The following is a 23,807-nucleotide window of genomic DNA, read 5'->3' as shown; positions in this document are numbered from 1 at the left end:
AGCGACCGCGATCGTGCAGGCCATCCTCGTTCTGCACCACGTCGAAGCCAACCGCTACGCAGGATGAAAAAGGCTCACTGACGACCTCGGCATCATCGCGCGCCCGGACCAGCTGCCCCGCGTAAGAGGTCAGCGCGGGCGGTTCCACTCTCAGGGCCGTCATGTATCGACGCCCGCCACTATCGCTAGGCCGATGAGTCCCAGCGAGGTGAACGTCACCGCGGCGATGAGGAGCCACTTCACCATTTGTGGATATGGCCGGCTGAAGTACATCCCGGCACCGCAGACACCGCCGACCGCGCACACCAAAGTCGGGGCGAGGCGGGCACCGGTCGCCTCGCCCCAGTAGATGAAAAGCACCGCGAAGATGCCGAGAAAGACGCAAACGCTCGCGATCGTGGACCTCAGGTTCCAGAACGCGGTTTGCTGTAGCCCGCCGACCGCCTCCTGATACTCGGCCGCGACTGCCTCACGCTCTTGAGCCGTCCCGCGCCGTCGCCGACGGCCGCTCCTTCTCCCCATGCCGGGAACGATAACTATCGATTGAAGATCACCGAGCGTTATCGCGTGTCATTGTCATGAGTCGCCAAACTGAGGGGCGGAGGTGAACCGGTGAGCGCAGCCCGGCGTACTGGGATCCCAGCCGGACCGCCGCGCCGGCCGGCCGGTGTCGAGATGGGTTGGCCAGCGGTGCAGTGGAGCGGCGCAACCGAGCATTCGCCGGTCGTACCCCCGCTTTTATCCGAAGGCCTCGCGGCAATGGCGTAGGAAGACCGCCAAGGCCGGGCTGCTTCTTTCCTGCCAGACAAGCGCGAGGAGCGCGGGAATGTCGATGCCGTCGATCGGGACGGCGACCAGATCAGGGTAGGAAACGGCCATCGATTCGCTCAGGACGGCGATTCCCAGGCCGCGGCGGGCCAGGCCGGCGACGGTGTCCGGCGAGGTCGCCACAAGGGCGACTTCGGGATGAATGCCGAGGGCTGTGCGAGCTTGGTCGAGCACGTTGCGGATGCCGGTTCCCACTGGGAGAGAAATGATCGGGTACGCAGAAAGTGAAGTCACCTGAAGACGGCCCTTCCGAGCGAGACTGCTGTCCCGGAGTGTCAGGGCAACGAGGCGTTCTCGGCTGATTATGTGGGCGGCCAAGTGTTCGGGAGGTTCGCCGGACAAGCCGACAAGGGCCACATCAAACATTCCAGCACGTACGCCGGCGACCAATTCGTTGGAATTGGCCTCGACCAGTTCCAGGTCGATGTCGGCGTGCTCGTGGTGGAAGGCGGCGAGTGCGTCGAAAAGGGGTGCGACTTCGCAGCCGATCACCATGCCGATGGAGAGACGGCCTCGAATCAGGCCGTTCACGTCGTCGATCGCGTCGCGGAGGTCGGCGGCGGCGTCCAGGGCGGCGCGGGCGAAGCGCAGGGCCGCGGACCCGGCGTCGGTGAGCTTGGCGGTGCGTCCGGTGCGGTCGAAGAGACGGGCGCCGAGTTCGTGTTCAAGTGCCTTGATCTGGGCACTCACCCCGGACTGGGTGATGTGCACGCGCTCGGCGGCGCGGGTGAAGTTGGCCGTCTCGGCGACCGCGACGAAGTACTCCAGCTGCCGCAGATCCATGAACAGTGATTGTAGATGGCATAAGAACTATGCGTTGGACTTCTCGTCCGTCTCGCAGAAGACTTGAGCCATGACCGATCGAGAGAAGGCCTACCGGCCAGAGGATCTGACCCGGCTGTTCGTGGAGCGCGCCAACGCCAAGGACGCCGAAGGGCTCGCCCTGCTCTACGAGGAGGATGCCGTGATGGCGTTCCCACCGGGCAGCCAGACGCGCGGCCGCAAGGCGATCCAGGCGCTCTGGGGTGAGCTGCTGCCGAAAATGCCGCAGTTCGAGCCGGAGGAGCCGCTGCCCACGCTGCTCAGCGGTGATCTGGCACTGACTTCCACACCGCCCAAGGACGGGTCAGGGGCACGCGCGCAAGTCGTGCGGCGGCAGCCGGACGGCAGCTGGCTGCGGGTGCTCGACCAGCCGGAGTTCGTCAACCCGCGAGGCTGAGTGGTCCGGCGGCTTGCCCTTCCTGTTACTGCAAGGGTCAACCTGTTCACATGTTGTCGATCAGCGAGTTCAGCGAGATGTGCCACCTGTCGCCGCAGGCTCTGCGCTTCTACCACGCCGAGGGTTTGCTCGTTCCGGCCGAGGTGGACGAGCGGACCGGCTATCGGTCTTATGCGTTCGAGCAGGTGGAACAGGCCATGCTGATCACTCTTCTGCGGGACACCGGTATGAGCGTCAAGCTCGTCCGTCAGGCTCTCGACGAGCCAGACCGGGCTGCTGCACTGGTTGACCTGCACAGCGACGAAGTTCACCGGCAGCGGCAGGCTCAGGACGAGGCGATTCAGGCCGCTCGTGCGGTTTTCGGCACGCAGCCGGAAGCTCAAATGCGGCACGTGCCGGCGATGACCGTGGTGGCCACGCTGGTGCACGGCACGCCGATCGGGCGTAACGCGCAGGAGTGGGAGGAGGCCGAGACGATGATCGAGTCGGCGGCGGCCGAGCTGGTCAAGACGGTGGAGGGCGCCGGCGTCACAGTGCGGGGTGCGCCATGGCGGACGCTGGCGCTCGATGGCCCTAAGCAGGACAGGCGTGTCCTTGACGGCGAGGGCCCGTTCTGGATGGCCAAGGTGCCGGTGGACGCGCCGGCGGAGGTGCTGGCGGCCCTGCCGGAGGATCTGCAGGTTCGGGTGGAGGAGGCGCGCGACGAGCTTTCGATCTTCATGCCGGGCCGCAACACGATGGCCAAGTACTGCACGATGATCCTGCGCCTGCTCAACGCCTGCCCGCCCGACGGCGAGAGGTTCGTGAACATCGCACGCCTACGCCAAGAGGTTCAAGCGGACGGTGTCCTGAGCAGCGCACCCCTCCAGAGCGTCGAAAACGTTGAAAGCGTTGAAAGCCGACCGGAAACGACCAGCTGATCGACGCCATCAACAGCACTCGGCAACGCCTGCTCAGTTGGATGCGAGCACGCCAGGTCTTAGCGGTCACCGAGGCCGCCACAGCAGCCTCGCCACCCGGAATGGCGCGCGTCACGACGCGAGCGCATCACCACGCCAACGCTTCACGGCGCGCGTCACCGCGCGGTTGCTTCACCGCGCGGTTGCTTCACCGCGCGTGCGTATCACGATGCGCACGCTTTGCGGCGCCGCTGCAACGCCATGCCAGCGCTTCGGGATGCCAGCGCTTCGGAGCGGGTGGCGGGCGGCAGGGACGGCGCAAGCGACGGTAGGGGCGCACGCAACGCGACCGTGCGCTTCTACACACGCCGGAGCACCCGCTCCTAGCGACAGCCGGCTCGTACACAACCCGACCGTGCGCTTCTACCCACGCCAGAGCAACAACCAGCTCTCACACAACCTCACCGTGCGCGCCCACTGGTCCAGGCACCCGTCAGGGTGGAGGCCCGCGGCGGTTCGCATGCCGGCCGGCCCAGGTCCAGCTGAACGTGAGTGCTGTATCCGGCGCCGCGAGACAGCCATCCATGTTCACCAGAACGCCCGTGCCGCGCGTGAAAATCTGGCGCTGGGCAGGGAAGGTCGACCCTCATCCCAAAATCTGGGACGCGACAGAGGGCGCGCCGGTAGCCGACCAGCCCGACCAACGCCTGCGCCTGCGCCTCGCGACCCAAGCACCGCCACGGTCGCGGCCTCAGCGACAACCGCCGACTGAGACCGCGAACCAAGACGGCAGGAAAACCCAGCCCTCACACCGTGAGGCGCTGCCCGGCATACAGGAGGTGTGGACTCTTCAACACGTCGTCATTAGCCCGGTAGAGGGCACGCCAGCCCCCACGAACGTTGTACCGATGGGCGATAGCGGCGAGGGTGTCGCCACGACGGACGACGTGAGTGCGGGTGGCGCCGCCCGAAGCCCTCCGCATCGTCGCTGACACGGGCTGAGGCGTGTAGGCGTGACGCCTGCCGCAGTGCGGCCACGCACCGATGCCCTGGCCGCGCAGTACACGCTCGGCGACGAGGATCTGTTCGGACTTGGTGGCCTGGTTGGCGGTGGTTGCGTACTTCGTGCCGCCGTAGGCACGCCACGTGCCGCGGCTGAACTGAAGGCCGCCGTAGTAACCGTTGCCGGTGTTGATGCGCCAGTTGCCACCGGACTCGCAATGGGCAATCGCGTCCCAGTTCACGCTGGACGCTCGGGAAGGTGCGGCGGAGGTGGGGGAGGGGGGCCCGAGCAGCACGAAAGCCCCAGCCCCGGCAAGCCCCACAGCAACCATGCCGAAGGCACGATGAACCCGCTTGTTGATCTGAACCATGAGTTGTCCTCCACGCCTGCGAGGTCAGCTGTCGGGTTCGGGCAGAGGTGCCCGGCCGCGTGCTGCGGCTTCACCCCGAGGCGCATCAGCGCCGAGGAACTTTTGGGTCCCCCGCTCCATGCCTTTGTTTCTTAGACCGTGGTCGGCGGCAGGACTCGGCGTTCCGGCCACGGTGTCCGCCACTGCGGACTGCCGACGGTAGCCACCACCCGACGAGGCTGGCCATGCCTCTACGCGGGACCGGTGACCTTGTTCTCAACAAATTAGCCGCTTTGATCTTATTTTGTGTGACTAACTCACCAGAATTTCGTGCCTGGCCTACCAGCTGGTAACCACGACGCTGCGGACACTCCACCGAGGGTGCACAATCGGCAGCCATGAGCGATGGAGCCCGCGAGTTCGAAGTGATCGTCTACGGTGCCACGGGTTTCGTGGGTGTCCTGACAGCACGGCACCTCGCCGCGCACGCCCCGGCGGGTACCCGAATCGCATTGGCCGGGCGCTCGCCGGAGAAACTGGAGGCGGTTCGCTCACGTCTGGGTGTTCAGTGGCCAATCGTTGTGGCGGACGCCACAGACGCCGAGGCGCTGGCCGCGATGGTTGCCCGCACGAAGGTGGTCATCACCACCGCGGGGCCTTATGCGAAGTACGGCCGCATTCTGGCGCGCGTTTGCGCCGAAGCGGGTACCGACTACGTGGACCTGACCGGTGAGGTCCTTTTCGCACGGGACAGCATCGACGAGAACCATGAGGTCGCGAAACGCACCGGGGCGAGGATCGTCCACTCTTGCGGCTTCGACTCGATCCCGTCCGACATCGGGGTTTATGTCCTGCATGAGCAGGTACGGGCGGACGGCGCCGGTGAGCTCACCGACACCACGCTGGTGGTGACCAGCATGAAGGGCGGTGTCAGCGGCGGCACCATCGATTCGATGCGCCACCAGCTCGACCTGATGAAGAAGGACCGGCAGCTGCGCAAAATCGGGGCCAGCCCGTACTCGCTGAGCCCGGACCGCGCGGCGGAGCCGGACCTCGGCCGGCAGCCGGACATGCTCACCCTGCCCGCTTCCGAAGTGGATCCGAGCCTGCGCGGGCACCTCGCGCCGTTCGTCATGGCGTCCTACAACACGCGGGTCGTCCGGCGCAGCAACGCGCTGCTCGGCTGGGCGTACGGTCGCCGTTTCCGCTATCGCGAGGTGATGAGCGCCGGCACCTCCGCGCTCTCCCCCGTGATCGCCCACGGCACCAAGTTCGCGCTGGGCGGCCTGGTCCTGGGCCTGGCGCTGCCGCCGACGAGGTTCGTCCTGGACCGCATCCTGCCGAAGCCGGGCTCCGGCCCGAGCGAGCAGACCCAGCGCAACGGCCACTTCACGATGGACATCTTCACCACCACCACGGACGGCTCGCGCTACACGGCCCGGGTCCGCGCCAAGGGCGATCCCGGTTATGCGGCGACGGCCATCATGCTCGGCGAGTCCGCGCTTGCTCTGGCTCTTGACACCAAGCAGTCCGAGGGTGGCGTGCTCACACCCGCCACGGCGATCGGCAGTGCACTCGTCGACCGCCTCCGCACCGCCGGTCTGGAGATCACGGCACGAAAGCTATGACGTGGAAGACGTGCCAATGTTTCGGCCCGGTGTAGGCCATTCCCGGCGCGTCCTCCTCGTACCAGTGCTCGATCTCCAAACCGTCCAGCAGCGCCCGCACCTCGGGCGCGCTGAGAAACGTCATGGCCGGATCACCCGCCCACGTGTCGTTCACACCGAAGATGTCCACCGCCAGTCGCCCGCCCGGCCGCAGCGCCGACCGAATCTCCGTCCACAGGCGGTCGAACGATTCACGTCGTTGAAAGGGCAGCGAGTACCCCGCATAAACGAGATCGGCCGCGGGCAGATCAGTCACATTCTCAAAGCCACTCACGCGTACGGTCAACCCCGCATGCCGGCCCCCGATAGTGCGCAACAGACGCGCCTCCGTGCCCGGCTCGCTGTCCACGGCCGTGACCCGCCAGCCCTCCTCGAGCAACGCCCGGGTCTCGCGCCCTCCACCGCAGCCGAGGTCGATCGCGGTGCGCCCATTGCCCGGACCCGCCAACTCCATGACGCGGTGACACTGTTCCCGGATGTCGCGGCGGGTCTGGCCGGCGTTGTACTCGGCCCAGTGCCCGGGCGCATGACGATTCGACATAGCTGGATCATCTCAGTACGAAGATCTGGCAAAGGTGGCAAAGCAGCCCTGCGGGTTCGAAGACCACGGTGCTCAAGAGCGGTATCGCGGATCCGGCGACGGCGGTGTTGGAAATCCCTCAGCGCATTCATATCGATCCCTACTAGCAGCAACCGGGTCCTTATGGGCAGGATTCGGTGGTGACCGCCGACCCTCTGCCCTATCCGCTGAGGTTGACGGGAATCGGCATCGTCCTGCGTGAATGGCGACCTGAGGATCTGACCGACCTGGTGACGCTGCTCGACGAGCCGGAGATCGCGCGCTGGACGCCGATGCCGTCACCGTTCGACACCGAAGCCGGCCTGGCCTATCTCAAGCGTGCCCATCAGGGCCGCACCACCGGCAGCCGGATCCAGCTCGCGATCACCGCTGACGGTCATCGCCCTCTGGGCGAGGTGCTGCTCTTCGGCGTCAACGCGGATCTCCGCGAGGCGGAGATCGGCTATCTGGTGGGTCACCCTCATCGGCGGCGCGGCCTCGCGTCGGCGGCCCTGTCAGCCCTTTCGGGGTACGCCTGCGGCACCCTCCGTTTCCGCCGGCTGCTCCTGAGGATCGACCCGGCGAACATCGCCAGCACCCTGGTCGCCCGCCGCTGCGGGTACTGGCTCACCGGTGAGCCGCCGATCCACCAGGAGGGCCCGTACGGGCCGACCCGCCTGGAGACCTGGGAATACGTCGACGGCAGGTCCGGCACCCGGCCGGAACGGCAGAAAAATGTCGCATCCCGGCGGTACGGTCGTCGCACCTAGAAAGCCGGGGGGGGCGCCAATGATCACCGTGGACCGGAAGCAGGTCATGGCCTACCGCCTCGCCGCCCTCGGGCTCGCCGTCCGCACCGATGAGCGCCCCGCCGGCCTGCCGGTGCTCGACCTCGGCCTCCAGGAGTACACACCCGGGTCCACCATGGTCGCCCTGGCCGCCCGCACCAGCGCCACCCCCGACGACGACCGCCTGACCACCGTCTGGGCCGCCCGGGGTGCCCCACACCTGCATCGCCGCACCGACCTGCCCGACCTCGTCCGGCAGCTCTGGCCGCTCACCGACGCCGACGCGAGCTCGCGGATCAACAGCGCGCAGATTCCCGACGGGGTGCCGCTCGGGATCCGCGCGTTCACCGTGACGGCGGAGGCGTTCCGTCAGGTGGTGACCGCCCCGATGCCCCGCGGCGAGGCGAGCACCGAGGTGAGCAGGCGGGTGCCGCCCGAGCTGACGTATGACTGCCGCGGCTGCGGCGCCCGGCACATCGCCGGCAACGTCTGGCAGCACGCCGGCCTGGCAGGCGGCATCGAGGTTCTCTCGCGCGGTCGCGACGCCCTGCTCGGCCCGCTCGCCGCCACCCCGGCGATTCCCGAGACGAATGCCGGCATCGACCGGTTGATCGAGACCTACCTGCGGTTTCTCGGGCCGGCCTCCCCGGCCGAGGTGGCGAAATATCTCGGCAGCTCCACCACGGAGATCCGCAAGGTGTGGCCTTCCACCCTGACCGAGGTGCGGGTCGACGGGCGGAAGGCGTGGCTTCCGGAGGCGCGGGTCGCCGAGCTGACCGCGGCGACGACCCCGGAGGGCGTCCGCTGGATTCCCGCGATGGACCCGCTTCTGCAGGCCCGTGACCGCGACCTGCTGCTGCCCGACCGGGCCCGGCAGAAAGAGGTGTGGCGTTCCCTCGGTAACCCGGGTGTCCTGCTGGTCGACGGTGAGTTCGCCGCCGTGTGGCGGGCCAAGATGGCCGGCCGCAAGCGGGTGGACCTGTCCGTGACGCCGTTCGCGCCGTTCATCGCCGGGGACAGGCGGCGTGTCGAGGCCGAGGCCGCCGAGGTGGCCCGTGCCCGGGGAGTGCCGGAGGCCACCGTGACCTTCGAGTGACGGACAATCGCGGGGTGACCACGATCGGGTTCCTGCACACAGCGGAAGTGCACGTTGCGACATTCGGCCGGCTCCTGGCAGAGCTGGCGCCCGGGCAGCCGGCCCTGGATCTGGTGGATGAACGACTGCTGGCCGACGCACGGGCCGGTGGCCTCACCCCGGAACTCGCGGATCGGGTGCGCGACCGCTTGAACGAACTGGTCGCCGGCGGCGCCGGATTGATCGTGTGCACCTGTTCCACCATCGGTGCGGTGGCGGAGGAGTCCGCCGCGGCGCTGGGCGTGCCGGTGCTGCGAGCGGACCGGCCAATGGCAGAAGCCGCGGTCGCCGCGGGCAAACGAATCGGCGTGATCGTCACGACGGAATCCACACTGGAGCCGACTCTGGACCTGCTCCGGGAGAGTGCCGCCCGATCCGGTGCCGAGGCGAGCGCCGGGGTCGGGGCGGGTGCCGGGGTCGGGGCGAGCCCCGGGGTCGGAGCGAGCGCCGGGGTCGGAGCGAGCGCCAAGGTCGGGGCGGGTGCCGGGGTCGACGCCGACGCCGACGCCGGTGTGACGCTGGTGCCTGTGGTCGCCGCCTCCGCGTGGCGGCATTTCAAGTCCGGTGACCTGCGGCGTTACTACGAGGAGATCGCCGCGCAGGCTCGCGGCATCGCGCCGGAGGTGGATGTGATCGTGCTGGCACAGGCGAGCATGACCCCGGCCGCGGAGCTGATCGACGGCCCTCCGGTGCTCACCAGCCCACGATCCGCCGTCGCCGCAGCAGTGGCCCAGCTGCCGTCCCGGCACCCGTAAGAGCGGCGCACCAAAGAAAGTTCGAGATTCCGGGCAACCTTTGCGCCCCGAACCGCCACCTTCACGTGTCACCCCCACCCGGCAATCGCCGACCGCGCGCGCCACAGCGCGGGCGTCGCCACAGCAAAGCGTCGCCACAGCAAGCGTCGCCACAGCAAAAAGGCGCCACAGCAAAAAGGCGCCGCCACAGACCGGAGGGGTCCGGCTGCCATCGAGGGGCGGCAGCCGGACCCCTTCGCCACCTGTTTCCGGCGTCTCAGGTTGGGCATGCGGCCGCCATGCCGGTCGAGCTGAGCCCACCGCTGCCCGCCCACCTCCAGGTCGAGGTCACCTCCGCCTGCAACCTGCGCTGCACCATGTGCCTGGTGCGCTACCGGCCACCGGTCAACAAGCTGGCCGGGGCCATGCGCCCGGAGCTGTTCCACCGCTTGGTCGACGACGTGCCGCTGCGGCAGGTCACCCTTCAGGGCCTGGGTGAGCCGCTGCTGTCGCCCTACCTGCCGGAGATGATCGCCGCCGCGGTGGGCCGGCGTATCCGGGTCGGTTTCAACACCAACGCGACGCTGCTCACCCGCCGCCGGGCCGAGGAGATGGTCACGAGCCGTGTCGACTGGCTGCACGTCTCCCTGGACGGTGCGACGGCCGGCGCCTACGAGGCGATCCGCGAGGGTGCCCACTTCGACACCGTGATCGCGAATCTGGCCGGGCTGGTGGCGGCCAAACGTGCGGCGAACAGCAGCACACCGTGGGTCCGTGTGGTCTTCGTGGCGATGCGCGACAACGTCGCGGAACTTCCCGGCCTGGTCCGGCTGCTGGGTGACATCGGTGTCGACGAGCTGCGGGTGCAGAACCTTTCGCACAGCTTCGACGACACCGACCCGGCCGGGCGCTACGACGAGATCCGGGCCTTCACCGCGGACCAGGCTTTGTGGACCGGCGCCGACGTGGAGCGGGCCACGGCCGCCTTCGGCGAGGCCGCCAGAATCGCCAAAGATCTGGGGGTACGGGTAAGACTGCCCCGCTTCCAGGACGAGGGCGGCGGTGGCTGCACCTGGCCCTGGGACGCGGCCTACATCACCAGCTCGGGGCGGGTCCAGCCGTGCTGCATGGTGATGGGCGACGACCGCATCTCCCTGGGCGACCTGAACGAGGCGAGTTTCCCGGAGATCTGGCACGGCACGGCGTACCGCGATTTCCGCAGGCGGCTGGCGAGCGCCGAGCCACCGGACGTCTGCAAGGGCTGCTCCCTCTACCACCACACGTTCTGAGCCGGTTTCAGCGGCGCGGTTTCACCCAGGTTCCGGACTCCGCCGACGCCTGGATCGCGTCCAGCACCTCGGCGGCCCGGATCGCGTCGTCGAGCGTCGCCCCGTGCGGCACACCCTCCACAACGGACCGTAGGAACAGCGCCGCCTCGATCACCTTCAGGTCGTCGTAGCTCATCGCGTTTCCCGCGCCCGGCTGGAACGCCGCGAACTCGCCGTCGCCCGGGCCGGCGAACACGGTGGCGTCCCCGATCCGCAGCTCCCCCATTCGGCGGAAGTCCCAGGACAGCACACCCGACGAACCGTGGATGGTGAAGCCGTACTGGTTCTGCGAGCCGACGGCCACCCGGCTCGCCTCCACGGCGACGCGGGCACCGGAGTCCATCCGCAGCAGGGCGGCGAACCAGTCCTCGTTCTCCACGGTGCCGGGTTCGCCCGTACCCCTCTGGTGTCCTGATGTGGCACCCACCGGGCGCGGCCGTTCCGCGATGAAGGTCGCGGTCTCGGCGACCACCGCGCCGATCTCGCCCAGCAGGAGCCGCACCAGGTCCACGGCGTGCGCGCCGAGGTCCCCGAGCACACCGTTGCCGCCGCGCGCCCGCTCGAACCGCCAGCTGAGCGCGGCGTCGGGGGATGCGGCGTAGTCGCTGAACCAGCGGAACCGGGCGTGCGTGACCCGGCCGATCGCGCCCTCGCGCAGCAGCGTGCGGGCCTTCGCCACCGCGGGGGCGTGCCGGTAGTTGAAGCCCACGCTGACCTGGCCGTCACCGGCGATGGCGCGGGCGTCGCCGGCGTTCAGGCCGACCGGTTTCTCGATCCAGATGTGCTTGCCGGCCGCGGCGAAGGCGCTGCCGATCTCCCGGTGCAGGAAGTTCGGCGCGGTGATGCTGACCGCCTGGATACGCGGGTCGTGGACCAGCGATCGCCAGTCGGTGACGGCGGAGGCGAAGCCGTACTGCGACGCGGCTTCGGCGGCGCGGCCGGGCACGTCGTCGGCCACCGCGAGCAGGATCGGTGCAGGCAGGTCCGGGAAGTGCTGCCGGACCCGGGAGTAGGCCCGCGTGTGGACCCGGCCCATCCAGCCGAATCCGACAACTGCCACGTTGACCGTTCGCACCTGGCCTCCTGCGGAAAACGTATGGGTAGCTGTGAATTTGCTGGGTATTGCGTGAGCAACATCACTTAGATGGAGGTGCGTCCATGGCACAGAGCCTCGGATCGCCGGCTCCGGCCTCCGGCTCGGGAACCATCCGGAGCTTGATCCCTGCTCGTATCGACCGGCTCAGCTGGTCGCCGTTCCACACTCGCATCATTCTGGCGCTCGGCACGGCCTGGGTCCTGGACGGACTCGAGATCACCGTGGCCAGTGCGGTCGGCCCGGTGCTGGCAGAGCAGGAGACCCTGGGGCTGAGTTCCACACAGGTCGGCCTGATCGCGACGGTCTATCTGCTCGGTGAGGTGTTCGGTGCGCTGTTCTTCGGCCGCCTCTCCGACGCGCTCGGCCGCAAGAACCTGTTCGTCGTCACCCTCGGCGTCTATCTGGCCGGCAACGCACTCACCGCATTGACCTGGGGCAACGGGCCAGCGGCTCTGGTCTTCCTGTATCTCACGAGGTTCATCGCGGGCGCCGGTATCGGCGGCGAATACGCCGCGATCAACTCCGCGATCGACGAGATGATGCCGGCGAAGTATCGGGGCCGCGTCGACATCGGTGTCAACGGCACCTACTGGGGCGGCGCCATCATCGGCACGCTCGGCACCTACATCCTGCTCAACAACCTGGCGCTGGACTGGGCCTGGCGGATCGGCTTCCTGATCGGGCCGGCCATCGGCCTGGCCATCTGGGGTCTGCGCCGGCACCTGCCGGAGAGCCCGCGCTGGCTGATCATGCACGGCCGCGAGGCCGAGGCCGAGGAGAACATCGCCCGCATCGAGCGCGCCGCCGAGGCCTCCGGTCAGACGCTCGCGCCGCTGGACGAGTCCAAGGCGATCGACATCCAGCCCAGCCGGCCGCACGGCTATCTGTCGCTGCTCAAGGTGCTCTTCCGGCTCTATCCATCGCGATCGGTGCTGGGCGCGACGCTCATGATCACGCAGTCGTTCCTGTACAACGCGATCTTCTTCACCTACACGCTGGTGCTGACGAAGTTCTACGGCGTCGACGAGAAGAACGCACCGCTGTATCTGGTGGCGTTCGCGGCCGGCAACCTGATCGGCCCGCTCACCATCGGCCGGCTCTTCGACACCGTCGGGCGCCGAAAAATGATCTCCGGCACGTACCTGCTCTCCGCGCTGCTGCTGGCCATCACCGCGTTCCTGTTCAACGCCGGTGCGCTGAACGTGGTGACCCAGACCATCGCGTGGAGCGTCATCTTCTTCTTCGCGTCGGCGGGTGCCAGTTCGGCGTACCTGACGGTGAGCGAGATCTTCCCGCTCGAGATCCGGGCGCAGGCGATCGCGGTCTTCTTCGCGATCGCCCAGTGCTTCGGCGCGCTCGGCCCGGTCTTCTACGGTGCCCTGATCGGCGAGGGTGACGACCCCGGCAAGCTCTTCATCGGCTATCTCATCGGTGCTGGGGTGATGGCTATCGGCGGCATCGTGGAGGCGGTGATCGGCATCGACGCCGAGGGCAAGTCACTGGAGGACGTCGCGACGCCGCTCTCCGCTGTCACCTCCCGGCCACGAGCCACCGGCTGAGCGATCAGCAGACTCGCCGGGCGCCGCTTCTCCGGACGGGGATCAGCGGCGTCCGGCAGCGTCATTCCGGCGGCAGCCCGGCGCGCGGGTACCCGAAATCAGGACGTGAACATGGCGTTCGGTCAGCCGCCGACCTGGATCAGCCCGGCGCTGCCCGCCAGCGCGGCGGCCTCGGTGCGGCTGGACACCCGCATCTTGCGCAGCAGGCTGGCGGTCAGCCGCTTCACCGTACGGTCGGACACGTGCAGCACCGCCGCGATGTCGCTGGTCGACGATCCCCCGGCGATCAGCCTCAGCAGCCGCCGGTCCGCCTCATCGAGGTGCGCCGCGGCCTGCAGCGCGGGCGGCCGGCCCTGCTCGACCACCGCCGCCAGCAGCACCGGCGGCAGCACCGCCCAGCCCTCCAGCGCCGCCAGCAGGGGCGACCGCATCTCGGCGGGGTCAATGCGGCGCTGCAGATAGCCGGCGGCACCGGCACGCAGCGCCTCGATCACCAGGCCCGGCTCGTCGTCGTCGGCGACGGCCAGGATCCGGGCCCGCGGCGCTGCCTCACGGACCGCGCCGATCGCCCGCACGCCACCGACCGGCGGCAGGTGCAGACCGACCAGGACCAGATCGGGTACGGCGTCCCGCACCACCCTCCTGATCTGTCCCACATCGGTGGCCGTCGCCACCACCGCCGCACGCCCAGCGCTCACGTCGGGGATGAGCGACTCCAGGGAACGGACGAAGCGCTCGTTCTCATCGGCCAGCGCCACCCGGATGCGGTTCTCCATGAGGGCCGGGATGCCCCCTCGGGGTCAAATCATTCCTCCGACTTCCGGAAGACCGATCCGGATCAGCGGGGATGCGCCGCCACGAAGTCGGCGATGTACTCGTCGAGGCGGCGCTCGGGGCGCCAGCCCAGCCCGGTGGCCTTGGTGATGTCGGCCTGGCCACGGGTGCGCTCGCCGCGCAGGACGGGAACCATCACGTGCTCACCGCCGAACAGCTTGGCGACGTCGAGCAGCGGCCACTCGGTGCCGGTGCCGAGCAGGTAGCCGTCGCCGGCGCCGTCGCGAGCGACCAGGACGAGGCCGCGGACGATGTCGTCGATGTGGGTGAAGTCGCGGGTCTGCGTGCCCGGGGAGACCACGGTGAGCGGCTCACCGGCGAGGTACTGCCGCTCGAAGATGCCGATCACCGTCGCGTACTTGCCCGTGGTGATCTGCCCCGGCCCGTACACGTTGTAGAAGTATGTGATCGCGTAGTCGAGTCCGTACCAGTTCGAGTAGTTCTTGATGTACTCGATGTTCTTGGCCTTGGTCCACGCGTACGGGTTGAGGTTCTCGTCCTGCCCGTCGTTGCCGAACTTCGAACTGGACCCGGCGTAGATCAGCTTCGCGCCGTGCCCGGCCGAGAACTTCACCACCTCCTTGGTGCCCAGCAGGTTGAAGTCCCAGGTCAGGTCGTGGTCTTCGAAGGACGTGACGATCCGCGAGTACTCACCCATGTGGAAGACGATCTGCGGGCCGGGCAGGCCACGGTCCGCCCAGATCTTCGCCACGTCGGTGGTCGAACCGTCGACATACGTCACGCGCGGGTCGTTGACGTGGTTCTCGGGGCTCCCGGTGAAGTAGTTGTCCAGGGAGACGATGGCCGCGTCCGGGTAGTCCGTCAGCAACGACTTGATCAAAGCGCTACCGACGAAACCGGCGCCGCCGGTCACCAACAGGGTTCGGCTCAACGTACTTCCCATCTTCAGGTCCTCGAAGCGCGACAAGGCTACCCAAGCCACCCCGCCCGCAACCAACTGCTCAGGTACGGGTAACCGGCCGCCCACCCACCGTCGACATCCGTCCCGACCGGTCCTAACCTCTCCAGTGTCAACGACTCAGTGGAGGCCGGAGTGCGCCGCCGGACCGCCCTCATTCTGCTGGCACTGACAGCCGGCTGCACCGGACCACCCGGTGAGCCGGCCTGGACCCGCATCGACCTGCCCGCCTCCGCAGGCGCCGCACTGCACGCCGCCGCCAACTGCGACGGCCTGTTCTACCTCGCAGGCGGCATCCGGGAAGAGGCAGGTGGCACCCGGCCCGCAGCCTGGACCAGCAAGGATGCCGTGACCTGGGAGCCGGTCCGGTTCGCTCCCCTGCCCACCAGCCAGTACGGCCCGCTCAACGTGATCTCCGCGGTGGCGTGTGCGGGCGGCCGAGTGGTGATGCTCGGGTCGGCACCCGGCGGCGCACACGGCAACCTGCGGATCAGCTCCTGGCACCGGCTGCCGGACGGGCGGATGGCCGAGAACCCGGCACCCTTCGAGACGTTCGGCGGGGACACCGCCGTCGATGTGGCACATCTGGCGGCCGGTCCGGGTGGGTTCGCGATCGCCGGGAACCGCTCGACCGGGGCCGCCGCCTGGCTCTCCCCCGACGGCACCGAGTTCACCCTCTTCGAGGACGCCCCCGGCCTGGCGACGGGCGCCGGCCCGCGGACAGTCGCCCGGGACGTGGTGCAGCTGCTGGACGGCCGGTGGATGGTCGTCGGCGGCCGCGGCGACCGGGCCGCCGCCTGGACCAGCAGCGACGGCCACCGCTGGGACCTCGTGGCACCGCGGGCCGGGCCGGACTGGTCCGAACTGCAGCGGGCGGTCCGCGACGGCGACGACGTGGTCGCGGTCGGCCCGCGCGGCACGTCGTTCGGCACCTGGCGGCTGCGGGCCGGGACCTGGACCGACGAGGGCAGCTTCGGCGGCGCACCGACCGGCGTGCAGTCGCTCGCCGTCGTGGGCGGCCATCTCGTGGTGACCGGCGGCGGCCTGTGGATCTCCGGGGATGGCACGGACTGGCAGCCTCGCAGCACCCCGGAGACGCCGGTGGCCGCGACCGGCCGTGACAGCACCCTGCTGGTGGTCACGGCCGGCGCGGCCTGGAGATCAGCGATCTGACCCGGCCGTCACCAGGGCGACGGGGCGGGCGGCGCGACGACCGGCGGGCGGTCGTTGCAGGTGATCACGTTGGGCAGGTACGGCCCGAGCCAGCCACCGTCGTTGCCACCGAGATCGGTGAGGCCGAACTCGGAGCCCTCCGGCTTGAAGTTGAACCGGCCGCAGTTGTTCACCCCGACCGCACCGACGCTGCGGGCGTCGACGTTCTCGAAGGTCGCCGAACCGCCGACCCGGGCACTGACCACGCTGGTACCCGTACCGTCGACTCTGATGTCCTTGAATCTGACGTTCTTGATCGAATAGAGGTCCTTCACCGGCCAGTCGGCGACCAGCATGATCGCGTTGTAGGTGCTGTCCAGGAAGTGGTCACCGGTCACCCGCACGTCGGCGTCGATGTCGCGCTCCAGCGCGTAGAACCAGATCGCGCCGAGCCCGATGTTCCAGTTCAGCTCGAGCGTCCCGGCTCGCACTGTGGTGTTGTCGGTGAAGCGCAGATGCCCGGTGAACGGCTGCGCACCGAACCGGCTGCCGGCGTGCAGCGCGCTGCCCTCCCGGATCGGGTCGGCGATCAGGTTGTTCGACACCGTGGTGTTCTCACCGCCGTAGATGGCGATGCCGTTGGCCAGCGTGGGCGTCTGGATCGTGTTGCGGTCGAAGACGTTGCCGGAGTTGGCCGTCTTCTCCGACCACATCGCCAGGGCGTCGTCACCGGTGTTGCGGACGAAGTTGTCGCGCACCAGCGAGCCGGTGACGCCGGTGTGGAAGTTCAGCCCGTCGGCGATCTGGTCGACGATGATGTTGCCGGTCACCCGGACGTTCGTCATCGGCCCGTCGAACCACAGGCCCACCTTGGTGTGCTGGATGTGCAGGCCGCGGATGGTCGAGTCGCTCATCGCGCCGCCGATGGCGTTGACCTGGTCGGTGTCGATGCGCTCGCGCACGTCGCCCTGGATCGCGAAGTCGGCGAGGTGCACGTTACGGCTGCCGCCCTCCTCGGCGGTCCGGCCGTAGAAGCCGACACCGGTGTGCACCGAGCCGTCCGGCGCCGGCTCGTCCAGTGCCACCTCGCGGCCGCGGACGATCGTGTACCAGTTGCCCGCGCCGGTGATCGTCACGTCGTCGACGACGACGTGCCGGTTCACCTGGAAGACGCCGGGCGGCAGGTAGACCTTGCGGTTCTTCTTCTTGGCGTACGCGATCGCCTTCTCGATGGCCGGAGCGGCGTCCCGGCGGCCGGTCGGGTCGGCGCCGAAGAGCAGCACGTTCACCGCTGTCAGGTCGACCTTCGGCAGGCCGGCCAGCTCGGAGTCGAGCAGGTCGATGGTGGTCGGCACGGTCCGCGCGGTGAGCCGGATCTTGTCGCCGGCCCGGTACGTGCGGCCGAGGAGCATCCGCTGCTCGTCGTAGAAGTGGGCCGGCCGGAACGGCTTGGTGATCACCGGAGCCGGTGTGGTTGCGGCCGGCACGCACTGGCACTCGGTGATCCACCAGTCCGGGTGCAGCAGGTCCGCCTGCGGGTCGTTGGTGAACTGGTACTGGTTGTAGAGCCAGGAGTACTGCGAGGTGAGGGTCATCGTCCGGGTGCCGTGCCGGGTGGTGACGGCCAGCGGCGCGGTGATCCCGCCGCCGCGGGGTGCGTCCGGAATGCTGTACCGCACGGTTATCGCGTTGGCGGCCCGGGGCAGCGTGAACTCGACCCACTCGCCCGGGTCGAGCGTCACGGCGGACCGGCCGGACGCCTCGGCGGGCAGCGTGTACGCCGTGCGGTCCGGCCCGATCACCGTGCCGTTCGTGGCGGCGTGCTCGGCCTCCTGCTCGAGGAAGGGCACGGCGGCGCCCCGTCCCGCGACGAGGGCGGGGTCGAGGCCGGCCCGGGTGACGGCTGGTCCGGCGGGTGATGCGGGTGCGCCGGCTGGTGCTCCGGCGGCGGCCTGCGCGGTGCCGGTCACGCCGATCACCACGCCGACGGCCAGGGCGGCCCAGCGCGGTGGAACGCCGGCCCGCCTCGCTTCATATGACATCGAGGGCTCGTTTCTCTGTGAGTTCCCGAGGAGCGACGGGTGAGCCGACGATAGATGGCCGGTGATCTAACTCACAAGAGTCAGTAGATGTTTTTCGTCTTTCTGCTCGGTTCTTGCAATCCGTCGCAAGGGGACGGCTCAGAATTCGGCCGGCGGCACGTTGAACGGCGTGATCACCTGCACCGCCGACGGGTGGGACCGGATCGGGCCGGGCAGCGCGCCCTGGGCCCGCAGGATCGCCCGGCAGGCGTGCCGCAGGTCGGTACGCAGATCCTGATGCAGCACCACGGACAGTTGCTGCGCCCGGAGCAGGGCGACGTTCTCCCGGTCCAGCCCATGCGCCACGAAGACGTCGTAGTTCCGGTGCTCGGCGGCGAACGCGGCGACCACGGCGGCGTTCCCACAGGTGCCCGCCGAGTAGACGGCACGGATCGCCGGGTTCCCGGCGAGGGTGGCCCGCACCGGCCCGGACTCGGCACTGTGGACGGCCAGCAACCGCCGGGCCGGGGCGCGCTCCGCCAGCATCGCGCGGAACCCGGCCTCCCGCTCACCCCTGCCGTTGATCACCAGCACGTCACCGGCCCGGTCCGCGAGCAGCCGCTCGACCAGATAGGCCGCCGTCGCACCGGAGTCGAAGTCGGCGACACCCACGTGGGCGATCCGCTTGCCGGCCGGCAGGTCACCGTTGAGGGTCACCACCGGTACGCCCAGCCGCGCCACCGCCTCCGCCACGTCCGGGCCCGGCGGGGCCATCACGATCACTCCGTGCGAGTGCGACCGGCCGACCAGATCGAGGGCCCGGAGCAGGTCGGTCCCGGCGTGTTCGGCGAGGTGGAAGCGGGGCCGCACGACGGCCGGGGCGAACGCCGGGAGCTCGGCCTCCAGAGCCGCCCGGACCGCCGCGCCGTGCCGCCGCGAGGTGAGCAGGACGACGTCGATCAGGAACGTACGCCCGCCGAGCGGCGCCTGCGCCTGCTGCCGGTCGAGCTCGGCGACCGCCTGGTGCACCTGCCGGATGGTGCTCTCCCGGACACCGCCACGGTTGTGCAGCACGCGATCCACGGTGGCCTGACTGAGCCCGGACTGCGTGGCGATCTCCCGGATGCGGTACGGGTGCTTCACGCGTACAGAATGAGGGTTTTTTGATGGTTCATGGAAGGTCCTTGATGTTTTTCCGCTCCTTAGCGTGACGGATTGAACCGGGATCCACGTGATCAGCGACACCGGCGGAACGCTGCGCCGAAGGTGATGCCGGATGTGATCAAGCGCGCGGGCCGGTATGGTTGTTGCTGCCCTGCCGAGAGGCGCTGCAACGGATCCGCGGATCCGCCACGCTCGGCCGGGTTCGATGACGCAAGGGCGCCTCCTGAGAGGGAGGAGCCCTCTTTTCATGAGCGACAAACTTCAATCGGTCAACGGTCTCGACTTCGCGGTCGCCGACCTGTCGCTGGCCGAGGCCGGCCGCCACCAGCTGCGCCTCGCCGAGCACGAGATGCCCGGCCTGATGTCGCTGCGCACCGAGTTCGGTGACAGCAAGCCGCTGAGCGGCGCCCGGATCGCCGGATCGCTGCACATGACCGTGCAGACCGCCGTGCTGATCGAGACCCTGATCGCGCTCGGCGCCGAGGTCCGCTGGGTGTCCTGCAACATCTTCTCCACCCAGGACGAGGCGGCCGCCGCGGTCGTCGTCGGCCCGACCGGCACCGTCGACGCGCCCGCCGGCGTCCCGGTCTTCGCCTGGAAGGGCGAGTCGCTGGAGGAGTACTGGTGGGCCACCATGCGCCTGTTCGACTTCGGCAACGGCGCCGGCCCCAACATGATCCTCGACGACGGCGGTGACGCCACCCTGCTGGTGCACAAGGGTGTCGAGTTCGAGGCGGCCGGCGCGGTACCGCAGACCACCGAGAACGACAACCACGAATACTCGATCATTCTTGAGACGCTGCGCGGCAGCCTCGCCTCGGACGCGCAGCGGTTCACCCGCATCGCCGCCGAGATCAAGGGTGTCACCGAGGAGACCACCACCGGTGTGGCCCGGCTCTACAAGCTGGCCAAGGAGGGCACGCTGCTCTTCCCGGCGATCAACGTCAACGACGCGGTCACCAAGAGCAAGTTCGACAACAAGTACGGCATCCGGCACTCGCTCGTCGACGGCCTCAACCGGGCCACCGACGTGATGCTCGGCGGCAAGCTCGCGGTGGTCTGCGGATACGGCGACGTCGGCAAGGGCTCGGCGGAGACGCTGCGCGGCCAGGGTGCCCGCGTCGTGGTCACCGAGGTCGACCCGATCTGCGCGCTGCAGGCGGCGATGGACGGCATGCAGGTCGTCCGGCTCGAGGACGTGGTCGGTGAGGCCGACATCTTCATCACCACCACCGGCGGCACCGACATCATCACTGTCGAGCACCTGTCCGCGATGAAGCACAACGCGATCGTCGGCAACGTCGGCCACTTCGACGACGAGATCGACATGGCCGGCCTGGGCCGGGTGGCCGGCATCGAGAAGGTCGAGATCAAGCCGCAGGTGCACGAGTGGCGCTTCCCGGACGGCCACTCGGTGATCGTGCTCTCCGAGGGCCGGCTGATGAACCTCGGCAACGCCACCGGCCACCCGAGCTTCGTCATGTCGAACTCGTTCACCAACCAGGTGATGGCCCAGATCGAGCTCTGGACCAAGCCCGGTGAGTACGAGAAGCAGGTCTACGTGCTCCCCAAGCACCTGGACGAGAAGGTGGCCCGCCTGCACCTCGACGCCCTCGGTGTCCGGCTCACCACGCTGACCAAGAAGCAGGCCGAGTACCTCGGCGTGGACGTCGAGGGCCCGTTCAAGCCCGAGCACTACCGCTACTGATTTCCTGAGGCCGGGCCGCCCCCATGTTTCGGCATGCGGGCGGCCCGACCCGTTCGGGTGAGCGCCAGTTGCGCCCGTTTTGCCCGGTTATCCTGCGATCATGTCTTTCCGTAACGTCATCACCACGCTGGGCGTTCTCGCTGCGATCGCCGCGCCGGCCACCGTCGCGCACGCCCACCCCGAGACCACCCGGCTCGCACCGGCCGCGGTCCGCCCGGTCGGCCCGGACGCCGACTTCCTGATCGCCGCGCACCAGGCCAACCTGGCTCAGATGAAGCTCGGCAAGCTCGCCCTCCGCAAGGGCGGCAGCGCGACGATCCGCGACCTCGGCCGCCAGTTCGCCGCCTACCACCGCAAGCTGGACGCCGGCGTCACGAAGGCCGCCACCACCCTCGACGTGAACCTGCCGAAGGCGCCGAACTCCGAGCAGAAGATGCTGCTCAAGCAGTACCGGGCCGCCGACGGCGCCGAGTTCGACACCCTGTTCGTCGGCAGCCAGCTGATCGCACACGAGCACGCCATCAAACTGGCGAAGATCGTGCTCGCCACCGGCACCGAACCCGCCGTGCGGCACATCGTCGCCGCCGCCACCCCGGTCATCCAGAAGCACCACGATGCCCTGGCCGCGGCGCAGCAGCGGATCGGTGATGCCGCTGACCAGTGATCATCCACCAGCAGCGACAATGATCAAATGAACCCCGAGGAGATCCTTCTTTTCGTACTGGGCGCCGTCGCGGTGATCGTGGCGGTTCGCTGGGTCACCGAGAAGACCGGCCTTCCCGCGGCCGTGCTGCTGACCTTGATCGGCATCATCTACGCCTACCTGCCCGGCAAGAACCTCGAGCTCGAGCCGGAATGGATCATGACGTTCGTCCTGCCGCCCCTGCTCTACAACGCGGCACTCGAGTCGTCACTCATCGACATCCGGCGCAACATGCGCACGGTGATCAGCCTCTCGGTGGCGCTGGTCCTGGTCACCGCGCTGCTCATCGGCGTCGGCTTCTCGTTCTGGGTGGCCGGCGCCACCCTCGCGGCCGGCATCGCGCTGGGCGCCGCCGTCGCACCGCCCGACCCGGTGGCCGCGCTCGCTGTCGGCCGCAAAGCGGGTCTCCCCGGCAAGCTGATCACTCTGATCCAGGGCGAGGGCCTGCTCAACGACGCCACCGCGCTGACCATCCTCACCGTCGCGATCGCCGCACAGAAGAACGGCAACTTCTCCTTCGACAACGCGGTCGGCAAGTTCGTCATCGCCGCCGCCGGAGGTGTGCTGGTCGGCGTCGTCGTCGCGTACGCTGTCCGCTTCCTCAAGGCGCTGCGCTCCGACCCGCTGAGCTCCAACGCGCTCTCCCTGATCACGCCACTCGCCGCGTACGTGATCTGCGAGAACTCCTTCGTGCACCACTACGTGTTCATCTCCGGCGTCCTCGCGGTCGTCGTCGCCGGCCTGATGATCGGCCACGACACCCCGCGCTACGCCACCGGCGCCAGCCGGCTGCAGACGAGCGCGGTCTGGAAGCTGATCGACTTCCTCCTGGAGGGCGCGGTCTTCCTCCTGATCGGCATGCAGGTTCCCGAGATCATCAGGGGCCTCTCCAACTACGCGACCAGCACGATCATCATCGCCCTGGTGATCACCCTCGGCGTGGTCCTGCTGCTGCGCCCGCTCTGGCTGGTCGCCACCCAGCTCCTGCCGCGTCAGCTGCACACCCGCCTCGGCGGCCAGGAGGGCAGCGAGGCCGAGGACGACGACAAGCGCGAGGTTCCGCTCACCGGCCGGGAGGCCGCCGCGCTGAGCTGGGCCGGCACCCGCGGCGTCATCACCCTCGCCGCGGTCGCCACCCTGCCACACGGCTTCCCCGACCGTGAGCTGCTCGCCTTCTGCGCGATCTCGGTCGTGCTGGTAACCCTGGTCGGCCAGGGCCTCACCTTCGCCCCGCTGGTCCGCTGGCTGGGCCTGCGCGCCAACCACAAGGACAAGGCCCGCCTGCGCAACGAGGCCCGCTCGGCTGCGGTCCGCGCCGCCCTGGACCGCCTCGACGACATCCAGGAGCAGCAGCACGACCACGTCGAGGTCGAGGCCATCGAAACCATGCGCACCCAGCTCGAGGTCCGCCTCGACCGCTACCGCCGCCGCCTCGACCTCCTCGAACAGGTCGAATCTCACGAACTCCCCAAATCACCCCAGTACGAGGCCGCCCTGATGGTCCGCCAGGCCGTCATCGACGCCGAACGCGAAGAACTCCTCCGCTGGCGCGACGCCGGCCGCCTCGAAGACGACAGCCTGCGCGTCCTCAACCGCGAACTCGACCACGAAGAGCTGGTCCTCCCCAAACGCCCCAAAGACTGAACCCTTTTCTCACGGCCCAGATTGAACCGCCTTTCTTACGACCCAGACTGAAACCTCCTTTCGTAACGACCCAAAGACTGAAACCCCTTTTTTCGTACGGTGTCCGGCTCCCTAAACCCAGCTACGGGGTACCCGGATCTCCACGCGACCCCCTGCAACTCCAGACCGCCCGGCGCCCGCCGGGCTGACCTGCCCACTCACCCTCACCCCAACCCCTCCACCCCTCCCACGTCCAGCCCGCCCCACCCGGCTGGCTCTCAGTTGCTGCCTCAGCCGCCGCGAGACAGCACTGGACGCCAGCCGGACACGCCGAGCTGGCCCCAGTGCTGTCTCAACTGCCGCGAGACAGCCATCCGTGTTCACCAGAACGCCCGTGCCGCACGTGAAAATCTGGCGCTGGGCAGGGAAGGTCGACCCTCATCCCAAAGCCTGGGACGCGACAGAGGGCGCCGCGCGGCGCGGGGTCGGGCCGCGCCGGGCGGGCGGGGGCGGCGCGGG

At 68.9% G+C, this 23,807-nt stretch carries 21 protein-coding genes and 2 riboswitches; of the genes, 12 read left to right on the top strand and 9 right to left on the bottom strand.

The window, feature by feature from the left end; genetic code table 11:
* Window positions 1-159: 159 nt before the first annotated feature.
* Both ACFQV6_RS43280 and ACFQV6_RS43275 read right to left on the bottom strand, forming a co-directional pair.
* Window positions 160-522 (bottom strand): hypothetical protein, encoded by a 363-nt coding sequence (locus ACFQV6_RS43280; RefSeq protein ID WP_378033566.1) that lies wholly within the window; start codon window positions 520-522, stop codon window positions 160-162.
* A 216-nt stretch (window positions 523-738) separates the two neighbouring features.
* A complete protein-coding gene (locus ACFQV6_RS43275) occupies window positions 739-1,611 on the bottom strand; it encodes a LysR family transcriptional regulator (RefSeq protein ID WP_378033565.1) in 873 nt (290 codons plus the stop codon).
* A 70-nt stretch (window positions 1,612-1,681) separates the two neighbouring features.
* Between ACFQV6_RS43275 and ACFQV6_RS43270 the strand changes: the two genes are divergently transcribed.
* Window positions 1,682-2,047: a YybH family protein gene (locus ACFQV6_RS43270; protein WP_378033564.1), complete on the top strand. Its 366-nt coding sequence runs from the start codon at window positions 1,682-1,684 to the stop codon at window positions 2,045-2,047.
* 50 nt (window positions 2,048-2,097) lie between these two features.
* Entirely contained in the window at window positions 2,098-2,967 is an 870-nt protein-coding gene (locus tag ACFQV6_RS43265; RefSeq protein WP_378033563.1) for a MerR family transcriptional regulator, read from the top strand.
* Between the two features lie 785 nt (window positions 2,968-3,752).
* Here ACFQV6_RS43265 and ACFQV6_RS43260 read toward each other — a convergent pair.
* Window positions 3,753-4,319, bottom strand: coding sequence for a transglycosylase family protein (locus ACFQV6_RS43260; RefSeq protein ID WP_378033562.1), 567 nt, complete (start codon window positions 4,317-4,319; stop codon window positions 3,753-3,755).
* A riboswitch (cyclic di-AMP (ydaO/yuaA leader) is annotated at window positions 4,318-4,490 on the bottom strand. (Overlaps the previous gene by 2 nt.)
* A gap of 206 nt (window positions 4,491-4,696) precedes the next feature.
* Between ACFQV6_RS43260 and ACFQV6_RS43255 the strand changes: the two genes are divergently transcribed.
* On the top strand, window positions 4,697-5,926 hold the full coding sequence (locus ACFQV6_RS43255) for a saccharopine dehydrogenase family protein (protein WP_378033561.1): 1,230 nt from the start codon (window positions 4,697-4,699) through the stop codon (window positions 5,924-5,926).
* Here the strand turns inward: ACFQV6_RS43255 and ACFQV6_RS43250 are convergent.
* On the bottom strand, window positions 5,907-6,506 hold the full coding sequence (locus ACFQV6_RS43250) for a class I SAM-dependent methyltransferase (protein WP_378033560.1): 600 nt from the start codon (window positions 6,504-6,506) through the stop codon (window positions 5,907-5,909). The genes ACFQV6_RS43255 and ACFQV6_RS43250 overlap by 20 nt on opposite strands.
* A gap of 179 nt (window positions 6,507-6,685) precedes the next feature.
* Here ACFQV6_RS43250 and ACFQV6_RS43245 point away from each other — a divergent pair, with 179 nt between their 5' ends.
* The 4 genes from ACFQV6_RS43245 to ACFQV6_RS43230 all read left to right on the top strand — a co-directional run bounded on the left by ACFQV6_RS43245 (window position 6,686) and on the right by ACFQV6_RS43230 (window position 10,470).
* Entirely contained in the window at window positions 6,686-7,294 is a 609-nt protein-coding gene (locus ACFQV6_RS43245) for a GNAT family N-acetyltransferase (protein WP_378033559.1), read from the top strand.
* Between the two features lie 19 nt (window positions 7,295-7,313).
* Complete coding sequence (locus tag ACFQV6_RS43240; protein ID WP_378033558.1) at window positions 7,314-8,408, top strand: DNA glycosylase AlkZ-like family protein; 1,095 nt, start codon at window positions 7,314-7,316, stop codon at window positions 8,406-8,408.
* 14 nt (window positions 8,409-8,422) lie between these two features.
* A complete protein-coding gene (locus ACFQV6_RS43235; protein WP_378033557.1) occupies window positions 8,423-9,202 on the top strand; it encodes a hypothetical protein in 780 nt (259 codons plus the stop codon).
* Between the two features lie 278 nt (window positions 9,203-9,480).
* A complete protein-coding gene (locus ACFQV6_RS43230) occupies window positions 9,481-10,470 on the top strand; it encodes an SPASM domain-containing protein (protein ID WP_378033556.1) in 990 nt (329 codons plus the stop codon).
* Window positions 10,471-10,477: 7 nt separating this feature from the next.
* On the opposite strand, the gene ACFQV6_RS43225 is transcribed toward ACFQV6_RS43230, so the two are convergent.
* Window positions 10,478-11,584 carry a Gfo/Idh/MocA family protein gene (locus ACFQV6_RS43225; protein WP_378033555.1) on the bottom strand — a complete coding sequence of 369 codons (1,107 nt, stop codon included), beginning with the start codon at window positions 11,582-11,584 and terminating at the stop codon, window positions 10,478-10,480.
* Between the two features lie 140 nt (window positions 11,585-11,724).
* On the opposite strand from ACFQV6_RS43225, the gene ACFQV6_RS43220 reads away from it, so the two are divergent.
* Window positions 11,725-13,164 carry an MFS transporter gene (locus ACFQV6_RS43220; RefSeq protein WP_378033554.1) on the top strand — a complete coding sequence of 480 codons (1,440 nt, stop codon included), beginning with the start codon at window positions 11,725-11,727 and terminating at the stop codon, window positions 13,162-13,164.
* A 122-nt stretch (window positions 13,165-13,286) separates the two neighbouring features.
* On the opposite strand, the gene ACFQV6_RS43215 is transcribed toward ACFQV6_RS43220, so the two are convergent.
* Both ACFQV6_RS43215 and ACFQV6_RS43210 read right to left on the bottom strand, forming a co-directional pair.
* Window positions 13,287-13,940 (bottom strand): response regulator, encoded by a 654-nt coding sequence (locus ACFQV6_RS43215; protein ID WP_378033553.1) that lies wholly within the window; start codon window positions 13,938-13,940, stop codon window positions 13,287-13,289.
* Between the two features lie 62 nt (window positions 13,941-14,002).
* The gene (locus tag ACFQV6_RS43210) at window positions 14,003-14,902 is read right to left on the bottom strand and encodes an NAD-dependent epimerase/dehydratase family protein (protein ID WP_378033552.1); all 900 of its coding nucleotides are present in this window, start codon (window positions 14,900-14,902) and stop codon (window positions 14,003-14,005) included.
* Between the two features lie 150 nt (window positions 14,903-15,052).
* On the opposite strand from ACFQV6_RS43210, the gene ACFQV6_RS43205 reads away from it, so the two are divergent.
* Window positions 15,053-16,090 (top strand): hypothetical protein, encoded by a 1,038-nt coding sequence (locus ACFQV6_RS43205; protein WP_378033551.1) that lies wholly within the window; start codon window positions 15,053-15,055, stop codon window positions 16,088-16,090.
* A gap of 8 nt (window positions 16,091-16,098) precedes the next feature.
* Here the strand turns inward: ACFQV6_RS43205 and ACFQV6_RS43200 are convergent, their stop codons facing one another.
* Window positions 16,099-18,111, bottom strand: coding sequence for a glycosyl hydrolase family 28-related protein (locus ACFQV6_RS43200; RefSeq protein WP_378033550.1), 2,013 nt, complete (start codon window positions 18,109-18,111; stop codon window positions 16,099-16,101).
* A 138-nt stretch (window positions 18,112-18,249) separates the two neighbouring features.
* Window positions 18,250-19,233, bottom strand: a complete 984-nt coding sequence (locus ACFQV6_RS43195; protein ID WP_378033549.1) for a LacI family DNA-binding transcriptional regulator — start codon at window positions 19,231-19,233, stop codon at window positions 18,250-18,252.
* 171 nt (window positions 19,234-19,404) lie between these two features.
* A riboswitch (S-adenosyl-L-homocysteine riboswitch) is annotated at window positions 19,405-19,483 on the top strand.
* Window positions 19,484-19,501: 18 nt separating this feature from the next.
* Here ACFQV6_RS43195 and ahcY point away from each other — a divergent pair.
* From ahcY to ACFQV6_RS43180, 3 genes are all read left to right on the top strand, one after another.
* Window positions 19,502-20,962, top strand: a complete 1,461-nt coding sequence (gene ahcY / locus ACFQV6_RS43190) for an adenosylhomocysteinase (protein WP_378033548.1) — start codon at window positions 19,502-19,504, stop codon at window positions 20,960-20,962.
* 100 nt (window positions 20,963-21,062) lie between these two features.
* Complete coding sequence (locus ACFQV6_RS43185) at window positions 21,063-21,626, top strand: DUF4142 domain-containing protein (RefSeq protein WP_378033547.1); 564 nt, start codon at window positions 21,063-21,065, stop codon at window positions 21,624-21,626.
* 27 nt (window positions 21,627-21,653) lie between these two features.
* Window positions 21,654-23,309, top strand: coding sequence for a Na+/H+ antiporter (locus tag ACFQV6_RS43180; RefSeq protein ID WP_378033546.1), 1,656 nt, complete (start codon window positions 21,654-21,656; stop codon window positions 23,307-23,309).
* The last annotated feature ends 498 nt before the right edge of the window (window positions 23,310-23,807 follow it).

This window comes from Actinoplanes sp. GCM10030250, assembly GCF_042666575.1.
Lineage (GTDB): Bacteria > Actinomycetota > Actinomycetes > Mycobacteriales > Micromonosporaceae > Actinoplanes.
The sequence above is the reverse complement of the archived record's forward strand: the minus strand, read 5'-3'. Positions and strand labels throughout refer to the sequence as shown.

Excerpts from the sequence above, each read along its gene's own strand:
- ACFQV6_RS43255 (WP_378033561.1), top strand. The coding sequence starts at position 4,697 with ATGAGCGATGGAGCCCGCGAGTTCGAAGTGATCGTCTACGGTGCCACG.
- ACFQV6_RS43250 (WP_378033560.1), bottom strand. The coding sequence starts at position 6,506 with ATGTCGAATCGTCATGCGCCCGGGCACTGGGCCGAGTACAACGCCGGC.
- ACFQV6_RS43180 (WP_378033546.1), top strand. The coding sequence starts at position 21,654 with ATGAACCCCGAGGAGATCCTTCTTTTCGTACTGGGCGCCGTCGCGGTG.
- ACFQV6_RS43200 (WP_378033550.1), bottom strand. The coding sequence starts at position 18,111 with ATGTCATATGAAGCGAGGCGGGCCGGCGTTCCACCGCGCTGGGCCGCC.
- ACFQV6_RS43275 (WP_378033565.1), bottom strand. The coding sequence starts at position 1,611 with ATGGATCTGCGGCAGCTGGAGTACTTCGTCGCGGTCGCCGAGACGGCC.
- ACFQV6_RS43215 (WP_378033553.1), bottom strand. The coding sequence starts at position 13,940 with ATGGAGAACCGCATCCGGGTGGCGCTGGCCGATGAGAACGAGCGCTTC.
- ACFQV6_RS43230 (WP_378033556.1), top strand. The coding sequence starts at position 9,481 with ATGCCGGTCGAGCTGAGCCCACCGCTGCCCGCCCACCTCCAGGTCGAG.
- ACFQV6_RS43185 (WP_378033547.1), top strand. The coding sequence starts at position 21,063 with ATGTCTTTCCGTAACGTCATCACCACGCTGGGCGTTCTCGCTGCGATC.
- ACFQV6_RS43265 (WP_378033563.1), top strand. The coding sequence starts at position 2,098 with ATGTTGTCGATCAGCGAGTTCAGCGAGATGTGCCACCTGTCGCCGCAG.
- ACFQV6_RS43280 (WP_378033566.1), bottom strand. The coding sequence starts at position 522 with ATGGGGAGAAGGAGCGGCCGTCGGCGACGGCGCGGGACGGCTCAAGAG.
- ACFQV6_RS43210 (WP_378033552.1), bottom strand. The coding sequence starts at position 14,902 with ATGGGAAGTACGTTGAGCCGAACCCTGTTGGTGACCGGCGGCGCCGGT.
- ahcY (WP_378033548.1), top strand. The coding sequence starts at position 19,502 with ATGAGCGACAAACTTCAATCGGTCAACGGTCTCGACTTCGCGGTCGCC.
- ACFQV6_RS43270 (WP_378033564.1), top strand. The coding sequence starts at position 1,682 with ATGACCGATCGAGAGAAGGCCTACCGGCCAGAGGATCTGACCCGGCTG.
- ACFQV6_RS43260 (WP_378033562.1), bottom strand. The coding sequence starts at position 4,319 with ATGGTTCAGATCAACAAGCGGGTTCATCGTGCCTTCGGCATGGTTGCT.
- ACFQV6_RS43240 (WP_378033558.1), top strand. The coding sequence starts at position 7,314 with ATGATCACCGTGGACCGGAAGCAGGTCATGGCCTACCGCCTCGCCGCC.